A 17,609-nucleotide genomic window follows, 5' to 3' on the forward strand; every position below is an offset into this window, starting at 1 on the left:
CAGATCTCAACAAAATTGAAAAGTTCTGGGCTAGATTGAAAAACTATGTTAGTCAGATTATCAATGATAGTGAAAACCTTGTGGATGCTGTGAGTAAAGCCTTCAGGCATCTGTCCTAACTAACTCGTTCTATGCCATATAAATTGTACTTGACAAAGATTTCTAAATAGGGTAAAGAGCTCGCTGTAGCACCCTCCTGCACCGCCAGTACCCAGACTTAGCCGCTGCTACCTCTGTATAATTTATCATTAGCCTTAGTCTCACTGTTGTTGATGAAAATTAATCAGGAAATAGCTCATGGTTAAAGGTTTTGCCCCCGTTCTCCCCACCGAAAATAAAGCTCAACTAAAACCTCAGCTTCTTTTAACATCAATCAATGAAATTAAATCTAGTTTATTGACTTATACCAATTCTCCAAGATCGGACGACAGATAGTGTAGAATATCATATTAGTAGAGTTAAAGGAAAAATATGGCAGGAGTTTATAAGATAGAAATATCTGAAAGTGAAGCAGAACTCAAGGAACTGCTTAGAAAAGAAAAAACTGGTTCAGGAAAAGAAAGAATACAAGTATTGTACTGATTAAAGACAAAAAAGGCAAAAACGGTGACAGAAGCAACCGAAATGCTAGGAAGAAACAGAGTCACTGTACAAGATTGGTTAGGAAAATATCGTCAAGGAGGACTAGAAAAATTATTGTCTAAAAAAGTCAGTATAGGAAGACCAAGAAAAGTTCCTCAGTGGGCAGAAAAAGCCTTAGAAAAAAGATTAAAAGAAGAGGAAGGATTTGATAGTCAGGTCGAGATTTGTAAATGGTTAGAGGAAAAATTAGGGAGAGAAGCCAAGGACAAGACCGTCACAAATTAGTATATTATCGGCTAAAAGCGTCTCCAAAAATAGCCAGACCAAAAAGCCTAGAACAATCAGAAGAAAGGTTAGAAGATTTAAAAAAAAAACTCCTAGAAAATTTGGCAATGCTGAGTTGGGTGGCGATAAAAATGATGAGTAATACAGGAAAAATTCGCTTTTTATGTGAAGATGAAACTCGTCTGGGACTGAAAACAATCAGCGGGTGAAAAATAACAGCAAAAGGGGTAAAACCTTACGGGAAAGTGCAGGGTCAATTTCAAGCAACCTATATCTATCGGGTGGTAGAGCCGAAGACAGGAGAGCATTTTTTTTTACGAATTCACTCATTTAAACAGTCAATGTTTTCAAATATTTTTAGAATTAGTTTCTGAATATTTTGCCGATAGTATTTTGATAATACAGTTAGATAATGGCAGGTTTCATAAGTCAAAAAACCTGAAAATACCTGATAACATTATTCTCATGTTTCAGCCACCACATTGCCCAGAATCTAATCCAATTGAACAGATTTGGCAATATCTAAAAAAAGGATTGAGATGGAAACTACCTAGAGACTTAGAGGAATTACGTTTGTTAATTGGTCAACGACTCGAAGAAATGAACAAAGAGGTAATTGTTTCAATTGTTGAACGAGGTTATATCCTGGATGCTCTATCTGTAGTTGGCATTTAGAGAATTGGTATAAATTGTGCTATGGGGTCAACGTCCAGCGAAGTCGAGACGTTGATATTCTGGTCGGATTTCATCCCCCGCAAAGGTGAGTATCTTGTCGAAAAATGTAGCGGGGGCATTCATCCGACATTTTCGGTAACATTATCCCTGCTCAAAATGTAATCACACTGCGAATAGAATCCCCTTGGCGCATCAGGTCAAAAGCCTCGTTAATCCTTGCCAGAGGTAGAACATGGGTGATTAAATCATCAATGTTAATCTTGCCCTCCATGTACCAATCGACTATTTTTGGTACATCTGTACGACCTCTCGCCCCACCAAAAGCCGTACCTTTCCAGACCCGTCCGGTGACTAATTGAAAAGGACGGGTACTAATTTCTTGGCCGGCCCCGGCTACACCGATAATAGTGGCAACACCCCAACCTTTATGGCAACATTCCAAAGCTTGACGCATAATCTGGACATTGCCGATACACTCAAAACTATAATCGGCCCCACCTTTAGTTAAATCCACCAGATAGGCCACTAAATCCCCCTCGATTTCTTGGGGATTAACAAAATGAGTCATCCCGAATTTGGTCGCTAAAGCTTGTTTCTGGGGATTGATATCGACCCCGACAATCATATCGGCCCCCACCAAACGGGCCCCTTGAATAACATTTAAACCGATACCTCCCAGACCAAAAACCACCACTTTTGCCCCCGGTTCCACTTTAGCGGTATTAATCACCGCACCGATACCTGTAGTGACTCCGCAGCCGATATAACAGACTTTTTCAAAGGGAGCATCGGGGCGAATCTTGGCTAGGGAAATCTCCGGCAGCACGGTATAGTTAGCAAAAGTCGAGGTTCCCATGTAGTGATAAAGAGGCTGACCATCGAGGGAAAAACGACTGGTTCCATCCGGCATTACTCCCCGACCTTGGGTAAGACGAATTGCTTGACAGAGATTGGTTTTAAAGCTGAGACAGTATTCGCACTGACGACATTCGGGAATGTATAGGGGAATAACATGATCCCCCACTTTTAGGCTAGTGACACCTTTTCCCACTTCTACCACGATTCCGGCCCCTTCATGGCCTAAAATTGAGGGAAATAAGCCTTCAGGATCGGCCCCAGAGAGAGTATAGGCATCGGTGTGACAAACTCCCGTGGCTTTGATTTCTACTAACACTTCCCCCGCTTGCGGTGGTGCTAATTGTACCGTTTCAATAGTTAGGGGTTTTCCTGCTTCTAGGGCAACTGCCGCTCGAACATCCATAGGCTCAAAGCAATAGGTTTTTTCCAGTATAATACCGTTAAACTGCTGAAGAGTTGTAATAGAACAATTCTCAACTTATCTCTATGTTAGTCCTCACCATCCGCGAAGAAGGAATGAACGATGGTGGCTTTACTGCTAGTCTCAATTTTGATAGCGGTAACAGCTACCCAATTACGGTTACTGACCCCTTTACTAACCAAGAAGAAAAAGACCTAGAATGGTACTTTGAGGAATGGTTAGTATTTCCGACGCTAGGCACGGATAAAGCGCAAAAAGCCGCCAACAGCGTCCAAAACTATGGCGAAAACCTATTTAAACAGGTTTTCCAGAGTAATTTAAATGCTTATGGGGAATATCGAGACTTGCGAAAGCAGTTAAGTCAACTGCAAATTATCATCGAAAGTCAGTCGCCAGAATTTCAAGCTTTACATTGGGAAGCGCTGAAAGATCCTGATTTACCGCGTCCTTTTTCTATAGATTGTATCATCTCCCGCCAGCGTCGAGGGGCTACAGTTGTCCCGGTGCAAATGGCCACTTATCCTACTATCAATCTTCTGGTGGTGATTGCGCGTCCTAATGAGGAATCTGATGTTAACTATCGCACGATTTCCCGTCCTTTGGTAGAACTGGTAAATAGTAGTGAAATACCAGTAAAAATTGATATTTTGCGTCCCGGAACTTATGAATCACTAACCAGACATCTGGATGAGAAGGGAGAAGGATACTATCATGTTATTCATTTCGATGTTCATGGCGGATTAATGGAATATGAACAGTACGAAAGACAGGTTCACGGGGACTCTTGGCGCTATCAAAGGGGATGGGGACTGGAGGATTTAGCAGAATATGAGGGAGTAAAAGCTTTTCTGTTTCTGGAAGGAGAAGAAAAAGGTCAAGCGACTCCGGTAGAAGCGACGGAATTAGCGAATTTACTCACGGGGAAAAATATCCCTATTTGTATTCTCAATGCTTGTCAGTCAGCAAAGCAAATTTCCCAGGAATCAGAAGACTATCGGGAAACCAGTTTAGGGAGTCGTTTGATGACTGCGGGAATGCAAGCTGTGGTAGCGATGGGATATTCGGTGACGGTTTCTGCAGCTAAGTTGATGATGAAACCAATTTATCAGCAATTATTGAACGGAAAAGACCTAACGGAAGCGATGCGAAAGGGACGGTTAGAGTTATTCAATAATAAGCAACGCCGCGCCTATTATAATACGATAATAGATTTAGAAGATTGGTTATTACCGGTGATTTATTGTCGCGGTAAAATTAATCTCAATTTGCGTCCATTTACTCCAGAAGAGGAGGAAAAATACTGGCAATATATCGGCAATCAATATGTCTTTCCTTTACCAGAATACGGCTTTGTCGGCAGGGATTTAGAAATTCTCAAGATGGAAAAGGCGCTACTGAAACATAATATACTTTTACTCAAAGGAATGGGAGGGACAGGAAAAACTACTTTACTCAATTATCTACGAGAATGGTGGCAGAAAACCAACTGGGCGACCCATATTTTCTATTTTGGTTATGATATAAAAGCTTGGACTTTAGAACAGATTGTTTATGAAATCGGTCAGGGAATTTATAATCGTTTTGAACAGGCGAGTTTCCAAGCGATGAACCTGAAAGCGCGGGTAAGGAAACTAGAACAAAAACTCCGCAGTGAGGCGTATATTCTCATTTTAGATAATCTGGAGTCGGTGACGGGACAACCGTTAGCAATTCAGAATACTTTACCGGAGAATGAGAGGGAAGCAATCGCCGAATTTCTCAAGAATTTGGTCGGGGGAAAAACGAAGGTGATTTTGGGTTCTCGCAGTGAGGAAACTTGGCTGCAACGCAGGACTTTTAAGGAGAATATCTATCACTTACAAGGATTAGACCAAGAGTCGAGAACTGAATTAGCGGAGAGAATTTTAGAACGTCAGGCGAAGAGTCGGAAAAATGCGATTAAAAAGGATGATTATTTTAAACGCTTGATGAAATTGTTGGCGGGATATCCGTTGGCGATGGAAGTGGTATTAGCGAATCTGAAGCGACAGTCACCGGAGGAGATTTGGCAAGGGTTACAGTTGGCGGAGTTAGTTAATGTGGGGGATCAGGATAAGACTAATAATATCATCAAATGTGTGGAATATTCCCACAGTAATTTGTCGGAGGAGGCGCAGAAGTTGTTACTATGTTTAGCGCCTTTTAGTGGGTTTATTCCCAGGGATGTTATTCCTAATTATAGCCAACAACTACAGCAATTAGAACCTTTACAAGGCTATCAATTTGACCAATTCGATGCAGCGATAGAAGAAGCGATTCATTGGGGTTTGCTTTCGCCGATGAGTGAAGAAATGCCGAGTTTTTTGACTATCCAGCCTATTTTTCCCTACTTCCTAAAGACGAAGTTAAAGGAATTAGCACCAGAGACGCAAGCAGCAATTTGGGAGGGATTTAAGAATCATTACCGAGGATTGGCAAGTTATTATAATAACCTGCTAAATTCCAAAAATCCGCAAGAGAAGCAGTGGGGGATATTGTTCTGTCGCTGGGAGTATGAAAATCTGTTTAATGCGTTGCAAATCGCCCTCAATCAGCAAGAAAGCGTACTTAGTATTACTGCTTGCTTGCATAGTTATCTGGAGTTAACCCAAGATACTCAGGCTAATTTAAAGCTCCTAGAGTTCGTTCTCGAAACTTTTGAAAACTATCCCCCTGAAGCCAAACAAGGGCAGATGGCACTAGAAATCATTGCTATAATTGTCGATGCAGGAAGCAAATATTTACAAAGTAAAAATTATCAGAAAGCGAAAGAGATTTACCAAAAGAGCCTCGAATTACTCAAGCCAATTAGTGAAAGTTACAGTCAATCTAAGCAATCTTTGCAAGCCAGCACCCTGCACAATTTGGGAAACTTAGCGCAAGAATTGAGGGAATGGGAGCAAGCCCGAAGCTACTACCAGCAAGCTCTTGAGATCAAGATTGAATATGGCGCTGCCGGAGGCACGCAAAGCGCCCGCTACGAGCAAGCCAAAACCCTGCACCAGTTGGGAATCGTAGCGCAAGAATTGAGGGAATGGGAGCAAGCTCGAAGCTACTACCGGCAAGCTCTTGAGATCTACATTGAATATGGCGCCCGCTACGAGCAAGCCAAAACCCTGCACCATTTGGGAATGGTAGCGGCAGAATTGAGGGAATGGGAGCAAGCCCGAAGCTACTACCAGCAAGCTATTGAGATCTACATTGAATATGGCGCCCGCTATGAGCAAGCCAGCACCCTGCACAATTTGGGAATGGTAGCGGCAGAATTGAGGGAATGGGAGCAAGCCCGAAGCTACTACCGGCAAGCTCTTGAGATCAAGATTGAATATGGCGCCCGCTACGAGCAAGCCAGCACCCTGCACAATTTGGGAATGGTAGCGCAAGAAGTTGGGGAATTGAGCCAAGCCAAAAGTTATTACCTGCAAGCCTTACAAATTTTGGCAGAATTTAACGATAGTTACACCATACAAACCTATTCTTTGCCTAGTCTTGTTGCTCTTTATCAGCAAACGCAAGATGAGGATATTTTCGTTGCTGTGGCTGATATTTTGGGGATTGGGGTTGAGGAGGTGCGGGGTTTGGTCTAACTCCCCCCTAATACTAAATCTGGCTTTAAAAAGAGAGGGTGATGAGGTGATGGGGTGATGGGGTGATGATCCTCCCTCACTCCCTCACGAACCTGGCTTGTTGTTGCGCTTCAGCGCTAACTATTTCGGGCTTGCTGAAAAAGTAAGGGCGAAGCATTCGGATAGGAAATCTACGGTTTCAGCGATAGGTTATCGCCCGAATGCTTCGCCCCTACAATGTTGTGATCTACGGATGAGGTGTAATAGCGAGAATGGTGATTTCCCCCGAATGAGGTCCATAGCACCAGAAAATTCGATAGGCTCCCGGTGTATTCTGTTGGGCGTAGGCTTCAAAAACCTTCTGTGTTGAATCATAAGGGTTGTCGAGGGAATTAAATTCGTGGGTTTTTAGTCCCGGATGTCTTGGGTTTGTACTGAGGAGCTTGAGGGCTTTTGTTACCTGTTTGTAGAGACCCTCTTGTTTCGATGCTTTTGTCCTACCTTGAGCCAGGCGAGTCTTTTGAGCCTGTTCCGCTTCTGCTCGCAATTCAGATAGAGTATTTCGAGCTTCCTGTGTCTGTCGTAAAGAGAAATTCAATTACTCCTCGACTTCTTCAGGAATAGATTCAGCAAACTCAAGCATAGCGTCTAAATCGACGGGTTCTTCAGCTAAATTTCCCGTGCTGGCTTCCGCGAGCCCCCGTTTGAGCGACTCGCGGACACTAGGATTCTGAAAAGCCCATAGTTCTCCCTCTGGAATCGCCACCATGGGAACCAAAAGAAGTTCCCCGCTTGCATTCATCAGTATTCGATAGTGACGGTTGCTACATTCAGTCCCAAGGCTAATCCGTCCGCAAGCATCAGCCTGAATATCTTCTTTAATGAGCGAAAAATTCTGATACTCCATCACGTCTCCTCCTCTCTTCATATACTTATTCTAGATAAGTTACCCAATTTGGGCAATGGGGTTATGTCCATTTAGCTTCTCACTACCTAAAGAAAACAGGTTAAACTTGTTCGGGCTAGAGCCTTGACAACCAACCTAGTTTGTAGTCGAAGCTCTCTTCGCTAAATTCTCTCCCCTTTCCTTGTAGGAGAAAGGCCAGGGGAGAGGTCAATAATTAAGAACCCAATGCGATCACACTATCTGGTAAAGATCAAGTATAATAATAAATATAAAGACCAAATTATTCATCTACCGTTAACTTAATGAAAGCCAAATGAACTTATTAAAACAATCGGACATTCAAGAAAATCCCACAACACTTTACGAACAAGATCTTCAGTTGTGGATTGAGCAAACTATTCATCAATTACAGAATCGACAGTTTGAACAACTGGATATAGAAAACTTAATTGAGGAGTTAAAAGATTTGGGTAAGTCAGAGAAACGCGCCTTAGAGAGCAACTTAATGGTCTTGTTGATTCACTTACTCAAATTAAAGATACAGCATGATGCTCCTGAGACAATGAAAGCAAGTTGGTATAATTTAGTAGATGAGCATCGCCAGCGCGTTCAAGATGATTTACTTAAGACTCCCTCTCTTAAATCTTATCTCTTAATCTCCATCACACAAGCCTATTCCAGCGCTCGTAAAGTCGCCATCAAACAGGGTAAACGCGCTCAATTTGGTATTCGTATTCCCCAAGAAAGTGAGTATCCCCTCGCTTGTCCTTTCACACCTGAACAGATTCTAAATGAGGACTTTTACGGGTAAAAACGAAAGTAAACATTATCGATAATAAAACCATGAAACCAGAATATGACCTTGCCAACATGAAAAATCGCCCGAATGACCTAACCCCCCTTCCCTGGGAAATAAGGGGGGAATAAAGTTTTTAACACCTAACTACTTATATCTCAATAAATCTCTTGGATAAATCATAGCAAAGTGAACCTTTCATGTACTCTAAATTAAGGAGAAGACGATGGCTAATCTGGATGATGTAGGAAGAGCGAAAGCAGCTGATAAAAACCTGAACGATGCTAACCGAAGCGATGTGCAGGTAAACAAAACAAGACCATATCCTTAACTGTTCTCTCTGATTTAGAGCAGTTAACCCCGTCAGTAACGGATATTTTGCTTGGTTAAATTAAAAATAGAAAATTACCATTAAAGTAAGTGTTAATTAAGTAGGTAAATATGGTTCAATTTTTACAAGCAAAAGAAGTCACTCTCAGAGATTTAATTAATCATTTTCAACTAGAGTTTATAGAAGATGAGCATTTTTTTGGGGAATGGCAGCAAGACCTAGAAGCAATCTCTGAACAGGAAAAAGAATTGTTAGATAAAATCAAAACAGGTTATTTTAACTTATTGAATTATCCTCCCTTTTTAGAAACTTCGGTGAGGATGACGGTTTTAGACCCATTATTATTTATTGGTAACTTTTATCTATTTCCTTTTCATATTAAAGCAGAAGATTCCGTTGAAATTATTACAGAAGATCAAGATTTAATAATTAAGGGAAGGTTAGATACTTTAATTCTAAAAGAGCAATTATGGGTAATGATTATTGAATCAAAACGGGTAATTTATTCCGTTGAAGTAGGTTTACCGCAATTATTAGCTTATTTAATGGTCAATCCTCATCCAAACCGTCCTAATTATGGAATGTTGACCAATGGTTCCGAGTTTTTATTTGTTAAATTATTATGGGACGGTAAACCTTTATACGGAACCTCTCGTTTATTTGCCATGAGAAATCCGGGGGATTTATACGAGGTTCTCAAAATCCTTAAACATCTCTGTCAACTAATTTGAGTATCAAGATAATCAGTACCTACAAAATCATTACTCTCCTATTTCCCTCTGTTGTATAATTTGCTCTGCAAGGAACAAATCAGTAGGCATAAATAAAAATTATCAGGATTTTTTCGGCTTTTCTTGACTATTTCAGCCTTATTTGTCCTAACAAGCTCAAGAATACGAGAGTTTTTGTCTAGAATTGCCCGGCCTGAGAGGGGAATGGTAAAGTTAGATAAGAAAATTAAAGATGGTGTGATTAAAGTGAAATTTGCTGCTAGTACCTATTTTTCCCTGCTGCGTCATTGTGCCGTTCCTTTGTTGTCGATCGCCACTTTTACGCCAATTCTCTTAACTTATTTAGCCAAGGAAAAACCAGAAACCCCGCAACCGCAGGCAAATCTAGAAACTGCTGCCTCCCCTGCTCCTATTATCCCATCTCCGATCGCCCCCTTAACCGCACCATCGCCGAAACTATCCCCCTCTCCCCAATCTTCTGCGATTCCAAAATCAGCACCCTCTCCCCAATCTTCCCCCTTGGCACCGAAAAAATTAGCGCCATCGGTTCAAACGTCCCCTAATACTTCCCCCAATACTTCCCCCGCTGCTGCGGTTAAACCGGTGACTAGACAACCTTTAGCGGTTCCCGCTAATTATACGCCGCCGGTCCTAGAAATTCGCGTGGCGATCAAAAGGGATGTGGCCAGTGTTTTGATGGGAGTTAACGGGCCGGCGGTGATCACCGATCGCCAAGGTCGCGGTTTAAAAACGATTGCCACTAACGAGGGTTTAGCGGTCATTCCAGAGGCCAATGGCTTAAAAATGGGCGATTTATCGCTGCCAGAGGTGATTTTTGTGCAGCCCACCAGTGCCGATGGTTTAGTTTATGTGGATGATGGTTGGTATCGGGGCAAAATCCTCCTTGTTGCCCAAGGCGATCGCTTATTAGTGGTTAATCATGTTAATTTAGAGGCCTATCTCTATAGTGTGGTGGGTAGTGAAATGCACTCCACCGCACCAATGCACGCTTTAAAGGCACAGGCGATCGCCGCTCGTTCCTATGCCCTAGTACACATGATCCGCCCCGCTAATGCTTGGTTTCATCTGGGCAATAGCCAACGTTGGCAGGTATATAAAGGCATTCGCTCGGAGTATCAATCGACTCACCAGGCGGTTAATGCCACTGCTGGGCAGATTCTCAGCTATAAAGGGGGTGTAGTCGAGTCTCTTTATGCCGCCACGGATGAAATTGTCGCTTGGGCCCACGGTGGTCGCGGCATGAGTCAAACTGGAGCTTATAAATTAGCGGAAAAAGGCCTAGATTATCAACAAATTCTCGGTAATTATTATCCCGGAGTTGGTTTAGCTCGTCTAGTTCTACAAAATTAGATTGATTGGCTTTCTCGACTGAAAACTCAAATCTGATAACTGATGACTGATCACTGATAACTGAAATGCCGACCATAGCAGATTTCTAGTAACCGTATTACAATAAACTTTCAAAATGCTATAGCAGTAAATCTCTCTATGAATAGCCCCTTTCTTGACTACCTCAACGGACCCAAACATCCCGTCCTCGTCTTTGATGGGGCGATGGGAACTTCCCTACAAAGCCAAAATCTCACGGCCGAGGACTTTGGTGGGGCAGAATACGAAGGTTGTAACGAGTATCTTGTCCATACTAAACCCAGCGCTGTAGCCAAAGTCCACGAAGCCTTTTTAGCCGTGGGTGCGGATGTGATTGAAACCGACACCTTCGGGGGAACCTCGATAGTTTTAGCCGAGTACGATTTAGCCGACCAAGCCTATTATCTCAACAAAAGCGCCGCCGAACTGGCCAAGGCTTGCGCGAATAAATACTCTACCCCCGAAAAACCCCGTTTTGTGGCGGGTTCCATGGGGCCGGGGACAAAACTGCCCACTTTGGGTCATATTGACTTTGATACCCTCAAAAATGCCTATGTGGAACAGGTAGAGGGTCTGTATGATGGCGGGGCAGATTTATTATTAGTAGAAACCTGTCAGGATGTCCTGCAAATTAAAGCGGCTTTAAATGCTATTGAAGAAGTATTTCAGAAAAAAGGTCAACGATTGCCCCTGATGGTTTCGGTGACGATGGAAACCATGGGAACGATGTTAGTAGGAACGGAAATTAACGCCGTTGTCTCTATTTTACAACCCTATAAAATTGATATTTTGGGACTTAACTGCGCCACCGGTCCCGATTTAATGAAACCCCATATTAAATATCTCTCGGAAAATTCCCCTTTTATTGTTTCTTGTATTCCTAACGCTGGTTTACCGGAAAATGTCGGCGGTCAAGCGCACTATCGCCTCACTCCCGTAGAATTAAAAATGGCTTTAATGCACTTTATCGAAGATTTGGGAGTACAAATTATCGGCGGTTGTTGTGGTACTCGTCCCGACCATATTCAAGCTTTAGCGGAACTAAGTCAGGGTTTAACTCCGAAATCTCGTCATTATCATTATGAACCCTCCGCCGCTTCTATCTACAGTACCCAACCCTATATTCAAGATAATTCTTTCCTGATTGTCGGGGAAAAATTAAACGCCAGTGGTTCTAAAAAATGTCGGGAACTTCTCAATGTTGAAGACTGGGATAGTTTAGTATCGATGGCGAAAGCGCAGGTAAAAGAAGGGGCGCATATTCTCGATGTCAACGTCGATTATGTGGGCCGGGATGGGGTGCGCGATATGCACCAATTAGCCTCTCGTTTAGTTAATAATGTCACCCTACCTTTAATGTTAGATTCCACCGAATGGGAAAAAATGGAAGCGGGGTTAAAAGTAGCGGGGGGTAAATGTATCCTCAACTCTACTAACTACGAAGACGGGGAACCGCGTTTTTATCAAGTCTTGGATTTAGCGAAAAAATACGGCGCGGGGGTAGTAATTGGAACCATTGATGAAGAAGGAATGGGACGCACTGCCGAGAAAAAATTCCAGATAGCTAAACGGGCCTATTATGCGGCGATAGAATACGGAATTCCTCCCTACGAAATCTTTTTTGATCCTTTAGCTTTACCGATTTCTACCGGTATCGAAGAAGACCGAGAAAATGGCAAGGCTACCATCGAAGCAATGCGTCGAATTCGCCAAGAACTGCCCGAATGTCATATTCTTTTAGGTGTGTCTAATATCTCTTTTGGGTTGAATCCGGCAGCGCGTCAGGTATTAAATTCTGTCTTCCTTCACGAAGCGATGCAGGTGGGGATGGATGGGGCAATCGTCAGCGCCAATAAAATTCTTCCTCTGGCAAAAATTGAACCAGAATATCAGCAAATTTGTCGGGATTTAATCTATGATAATCGTCGTTTTGATGGCGATATATGTGTTTATGATCCCCTGACCAAATTAACCGAATTATTTGCGGGTAAAACTACTAAAAAAGACCCCTCTAGTAATGCTAATTTACCCGTGGAGGAACGCTTAAAACAGCATATTATTGATGGGGAAAGATTGGGACTGGAAGAGGCTTTAAAGCAAGCTTTACAGGACTATCCACCCCTAGATATTATTAATATTTTCCTCCTGGATGGGATGAAGGTGGTGGGTGAGTTATTTGGTTCGGGACAAATGCAGTTACCTTTTGTTCTCCAATCAGCCCAAACTATGAAAGCAGCCGTGGCTTTTTTAGAACCCTTTATGGAGAAAAAAGAGGGTGATAATAATGCCAAAGGGACTTTTATTATCGCAACAGTTAAAGGGGATGTTCACGATATTGGTAAAAATTTAGTTGATATTATCTTGACCAATAACGGCTATAGGGTGATTAATTTGGGCATTAAACAACCTGTAGAAAATATCATCGAAGCCTACAAAGAACATAAGGCCGATTGTATCGCTATGAGCGGTTTATTGGTGAAATCGACGGCTTTTATGAAGGAAAATCTAGAGGTTTTTAATGAAAAAGGAATCACCGTTCCTGTTATCCTTGGCGGGGCAGCTTTAACTCCCAAATTTGTTCATGATGACTGTCAAAAAACCTACAAGGGACAGGTTATCTATGGTAAAGATGCCTTCTCTGACCTGCATTTTATGGATAAATTAATGCCCGCTAAAGCTGGGGGTCAATGGGATGATAGTAAAGGCTTTTTAGCGGAGTTTGCCGAGACAGAAAAAACCCCGGTTGTTGCCGAAGAATTAAAGGTTAATCCCGATACTATTTTTACCGATGGCAGCGTCAACCAAGAATTAGTTATTGATACCCGTCGGTCCGAAGCGGTGGCAGTTGATATTTCCCGACCAACACCGCCCTTCTGGGGTACTAAAATATTAACAGCAGCAGAAATTCCCATCGAGGAGGTTTTCTGGTATTTGGACCTACAAGCTTTATTTGTCGGTCAATGGCAATTCCGCAAACCAAAAAGCCAATCGAAGCAAGAATACGACCAGTTTTTACAGGAAAAAGTTCATCCAATTCTGACAGCATGGAAAGAGAAAATTGTCAAGGAAAATTTACTAAACCCCACATTAATTTATGGTTATTTTCCCTGTCAGTCGTCCGGTAATTCCCTGTTAATTTACGATCCCGAATCGATACAAGCAGGCGAAAAACCCGAAAATCTGCAACCGATCGCCATTTTTGAGTTTCCTCGCCAGAAATCCGGTCGTCGTCTCTGTATTGCTGACTTTTTCGCCCCGCAGGAATCCGGTATTATCGATGTTTTCCCGATGCAAGCGGTGACAGTGGGGGAAATCGCCACGGAATACGCTAAATCTCTCTTTGATGCCAACGAATATACCGAATACCTCTATTATCACGGCATGGCTGTCCAAACCGCCGAAGCCATGGCCGAATGGACCCACACCCGCATCCGTCGCGAGTTAGGTTTCGCAGAGTTCGATCCCGATAATATCCGCGATATACTGCAACAGCGTTACCAGGGTTCTCGCTATAGTTTCGGCTATCCCGCTTGTCCCAATATTCAGGACCAATACAAGCAATTAGCTCTGTTAGGATGCGATCGCATTGGGATGTATATGGACGAAAGCGAACAATTGTACCCAGAACAATCCACCACCGCCATTATTACCTATCACCCCACCGCTAAATACTTTAGTACCTAATCAGTGATCAGTTAAGTAGCTGGTTATAATTAAATTTAAAATGGATTTTAGGTTCGATCCCCCCTGCCCCCCTTGATAAGGGGGGTGCCGATAGGCGGGGGGATCCCCCCTGCCCCCCTTGATAAGGGGGGTGTCTGACAACTTTTAACGCCTACCTACTTATCAGTGATCAGATTTGAGTTTTCATTGCAATTATCGACTTAGATCTATAATATGCCAGCAATTTTTTTCATTATTAACCACATGACAAAGTGGCCACTGCTGTGGTATTAATTTAGGATAGGAAGTTTTCGGGAGTCAGTCGTCGGTCGTTCATACCAAATTAGCCTACACTTCATCTTGATAAGAAAGGCTATGTTTTTTGCAGCTTCTTAGGGAAATTATGACCACTAATCCTCTTAACTCGCTCATTTTAGAGCAGATTATAGCGTTTTTCAGTCGGCTGAGGTACAAAAGTTATGGTTCTTAGGCAAAAGGCAAGGGGCAAAAGGCTTCGGCCGTTAGCCCAGCGTTCGACTTAGCTCGCCGAACGTCCGAAGTCTCACGCCGAAGTCCGAACGGCAAAAGGGAAGAAAAATAGGCGTACCTCACTAGCTTAGGAAACGCTATAAGATTTTTTTTAAAGGTCTAAAAAAACTATTTACCAACGCTATATTATAGATAGAAAAACTGCGTGGATATTAGAAAGTAAAATGGAAGAGCTAGATGAGGATCGGCTTGAACTTTTAGAACGACGGCTTGCTGATCGGGTGACGGAGCGAGTTCGTTCAGACTTGTTGAAATTGTATGCAGCTATGGGGACAACAGCGATTAGTGTACTCGGTTTGTTCGGCTTGAGTATTTTCCAAAATCTTGAGTCTGGTATCAAAGATAATTTAGAGGAAGAGATTAAACCAACACGAATCCAAATCAATAAGCAGCTTGCAGAGACGGAAGTTTTAGCAAAACAAGCAAACGGGATTGTGGAAAAGGTAAAAAAACAATTAGATGCCTTCCAGCCGCAAGCTGAGAACCTGGACAATAACATTAAACTGATGAAAGAACTGAGTGTAGGAGTACAAGAACTGAATACAAACTTAAGATCAGTACAAGGTTCAACTGAGAGAGATTTGGAGCCGACCGCCTCAAGCGTAAAGTCTCTTCAACGCCAACTGACAGAGTTAGCTATACAGGTAGATAAACTGAATACTATCGTCACAGTTAGTGTACAAAAACCGGGGGGCGAATCAGCACAGGCTGCCCAGCAAAGGAAAGCTGCTATTCAGTCCGTGATTTCAGCAACCCAGAAAGCAGAGCAAAGTTTAGCAAAAAAACGTGAAAGGACAACGGTGTTCTTCCAGTTCGCAGGGGGGGAACGTGAGCAGGCAAAGGCTCTATCGGAGGCCCTCAAAAAAGCAGACTATATTGTTCCTGGAGAAGAGAGGGAGGGTGGAGCTGCTGGTAAGCACCAAGTTCGATACTTCTACACTCAAGATAGGGTGGAAGCAGAACGTCTCGCCCAAGATGCGACCCGTGCTTTGCGGAATCTCGGATATTCTATTAGTCAAGTTCCTAATATTGAACCAAAAGATTTTGTTTCTTATCGTGGGAAAAAGCCTAGTCAGGGAACTGTTGAATTATGGTTAGAAATTCCTTCAAGGTAGATTATTTATCGACGATAGGATATTCCTCTTTGCTGATAAGCATATTGTGTTGTTTGTCAACGAATCGGGCTATTTTCACTTAATGCGGCGTGCAGTGCCATTGTAAGGACTCTTAACCACAGGTAGGAAAGCGATCGCTTCTTATTGGGCGATCTGGCTCTGAGGTTGGGGAGGGCGAGTGCCAACGCAGTCAGACTGGCAATGCTACAGTCAGGAGGTTGGCAAAGTTCATGGCATAGGCGAGATGCTGAGAGGTTTATATCATTTCTCTAAATGAAAACTACATATCGAATTTAAGTCCCCCTAAATCCCCCTTAAAAAGGGGGATTTAGGGGGATTAAACTTCTGTAGTCAGACTTTGGAGAATTGGTATAAGAAAAAACTGGAAAAATTAGCTAAATAATCATTCAATTTCGGGGGGTGAATAGCTCCAAAGTGATTATCCATTTTTTTAGGGAAAGAACGACCATATCTCATCATGAGCGATAATTAATTTATCTTGAGGTTTTGCCAAAACTCCTATCTCACGAGGAACAGCCGCATCTAAATCATTGGCAACTATTGTCAACTCCGCCCATAGTATATATGATAGTTGAACTCTAATTTAGGATCTAGCTGGGTCTAGAGAGGATAATATGGATAAGATCAAGGTAGGATTGTTGTTTGGTGGTCGATCGGGAGAACACGAGGTATCTATCAATTCGGCTCGATCGATCCTGCAAGCTTTTAATTACCCCGAAAATCTTGACAAATACGCCGTTATCCCCTTCTATATCGATAAAAATGGCTGTTGGCATTCGGCAGCAACTGCTAGACAAATTTTAACCTCTGGGCAACCCCTAGCTATTGAGAGTGATATAAAAGTCAATATCTGGCAATTTCCCCCGGAAGTGAGCGAAATTGAGGTCTGGTTTCCAATTCTCCACGGACCGAATGGAGAAGATGGCACTTTACAAGGATTACTCACTCTCATGCGGGTGGCTTTTGTGGGTAGTGGGGTCCTGGGTTCATGCTTGGGAATGGATAAAATTGCCATGAAAACTGCTTTTGCAGCCGCTGGATTACCCCAAGTTAAGTATAAGGCCATAACCCGCTCGCAAGTGTGGTCAAATGCCTGTGTTTTTCCGCAATTGTGCGATCAAATCGCCGAGGAAATAGGTTATCCTTGTTTTATTAAACCGGCTAATTTAGGTTCTTCGGTGGGTATTAGTAAAGCTCGCAACCGGCAAGAATTAGAGGCTGCTTTAGATAGTGCTGCTAGTTATGATCGACGGATTATTGTTGAAGCAGGAGTAACCGCAAGGGAGATCGAATGTGCGGTTTTAGGTAATGATAATCCCCAAGCTTCTTTGGTGGGAGAAATTACTTTTGATAGTGATTTTTATGACTATGAAACTAAATATACTGACGGGCGATCGAGTATGGTTATTCCCGCAAATATTCCCGATAAAATTGCTAATCAAGTGCGAGAAATGGCTGTAGAAGCATTTAAAGCTGTGGATGCTGCGGGATTGTCGCGGGTGGATTTTTTCTATGTGGAAAAGACTGGGGAAGTGTTTCTCAATGAAATTAATACTCTGCCGGGGTTTACTAATTTTAGTATGTATCCCCAACTCTGGAAAGCCACCGGTTTAGAGTTTGATAAATTGGTCGATAAGTTGGTACAATTAGCCTTAGAAAGACAGGAAAAATAAGGTTAAATCACCAGCATTTCTAGGATAGG

General features: G+C 42.6%; 12 protein-coding genes and 1 pseudogene. 10 read left to right on the forward strand and 3 right to left on the reverse strand.

Annotated features, from left to right (window positions below):
* Nucleotides 1-606: 606 nt before the first annotated feature.
* From IM473_RS11450 to IM473_RS11460, 3 genes and pseudogenes are all read left to right on the forward strand, one after another.
* The gene (locus tag IM473_RS11450; RefSeq protein ID WP_287658188.1) at nt 607-867 is read left to right on the forward strand and encodes a helix-turn-helix domain-containing protein; all 261 of its coding nucleotides are present in this window, start codon (nt 607-609) and stop codon (nt 865-867) included.
* Complete coding sequence (locus IM473_RS11455) at nt 813-1,076, forward strand: hypothetical protein (protein ID WP_287658189.1); 264 nt, start codon at nt 813-815, stop codon at nt 1,074-1,076. The genes IM473_RS11450 and IM473_RS11455 overlap by 55 nt, the downstream gene beginning before the upstream one ends.
* A 94-nt stretch (nt 1,077-1,170) precedes the next feature.
* Nucleotides 1,171-1,542, forward strand: a pseudogene (locus IM473_RS11460) (transposase); the annotation flags it as partial.
* 151 nt (nt 1,543-1,693) lie between these two features.
* Here the strand turns inward: IM473_RS11460 and IM473_RS11465 are convergent.
* Nucleotides 1,694-2,803: an S-(hydroxymethyl)glutathione dehydrogenase/class III alcohol dehydrogenase gene (locus tag IM473_RS11465; protein ID WP_287658190.1), complete on the reverse strand. Its 1,110-nt coding sequence runs from the start codon at nt 2,801-2,803 to the stop codon at nt 1,694-1,696.
* A gap of 83 nt (nt 2,804-2,886) precedes the next feature.
* Between IM473_RS11465 and IM473_RS11470 the strand changes: the two genes are divergently transcribed.
* Nucleotides 2,887-6,426 (forward strand): tetratricopeptide repeat protein, encoded by a 3,540-nt coding sequence (locus IM473_RS11470; RefSeq protein WP_287658191.1) that lies wholly within the window; start codon nt 2,887-2,889, stop codon nt 6,424-6,426.
* A 226-nt stretch (nt 6,427-6,652) separates the two neighbouring features.
* On the opposite strand, the gene IM473_RS11475 is transcribed toward IM473_RS11470, so the two are convergent.
* Together IM473_RS11475 and IM473_RS11480 are read right to left on the reverse strand one after the other, a co-directional pair.
* Entirely contained in the window at nt 6,653-7,003 is a 351-nt protein-coding gene (locus IM473_RS11475; protein ID WP_002775598.1) for a hypothetical protein, read from the reverse strand.
* Nucleotides 7,004-7,312, reverse strand: coding sequence for a hypothetical protein (locus IM473_RS11480; protein WP_130757456.1), 309 nt, complete (start codon nt 7,310-7,312; stop codon nt 7,004-7,006).
* 313 nt (nt 7,313-7,625) lie between these two features.
* Between IM473_RS11480 and IM473_RS11485 the strand changes: the two genes are divergently transcribed.
* From IM473_RS11485 to IM473_RS11510, 6 genes are all read left to right on the forward strand, one after another.
* The gene (locus IM473_RS11485) at nt 7,626-8,123 is read left to right on the forward strand and encodes a DUF29 domain-containing protein (RefSeq protein WP_287658192.1); all 498 of its coding nucleotides are present in this window, start codon (nt 7,626-7,628) and stop codon (nt 8,121-8,123) included.
* Nucleotides 8,124-8,549: 426 nt separating this feature from the next.
* The gene (locus IM473_RS11490) at nt 8,550-9,170 is read left to right on the forward strand and encodes a type I restriction endonuclease (RefSeq protein WP_287658193.1); all 621 of its coding nucleotides are present in this window, start codon (nt 8,550-8,552) and stop codon (nt 9,168-9,170) included.
* A 204-nt stretch (nt 9,171-9,374) separates the two neighbouring features.
* Nucleotides 9,375-10,541, forward strand: a complete 1,167-nt coding sequence (locus IM473_RS11495; protein WP_287658194.1) for a SpoIID/LytB domain-containing protein — start codon at nt 9,375-9,377, stop codon at nt 10,539-10,541.
* 138 nt (nt 10,542-10,679) lie between these two features.
* Entirely contained in the window at nt 10,680-14,243 is a 3,564-nt protein-coding gene (gene metH / locus IM473_RS11500; protein ID WP_287658195.1) for a methionine synthase, read from the forward strand.
* A 692-nt stretch (nt 14,244-14,935) separates the two neighbouring features.
* Complete coding sequence (locus IM473_RS11505) at nt 14,936-15,886, forward strand: hypothetical protein (protein ID WP_287658196.1); 951 nt, start codon at nt 14,936-14,938, stop codon at nt 15,884-15,886.
* 635 nt (nt 15,887-16,521) lie between these two features.
* Nucleotides 16,522-17,580, forward strand: a complete 1,059-nt coding sequence (locus tag IM473_RS11510; RefSeq protein ID WP_002749933.1) for a D-alanine--D-alanine ligase family protein — start codon at nt 16,522-16,524, stop codon at nt 17,578-17,580.
* Nucleotides 17,581-17,609 lie beyond the last annotated feature (29 nt).

Origin of the sequence: Microcystis sp. M015S2 (assembly GCF_020245945.1) — a bacterium.
GTDB lineage: Bacteria > Cyanobacteriota > Cyanobacteriia > Cyanobacteriales > Microcystaceae > Microcystis.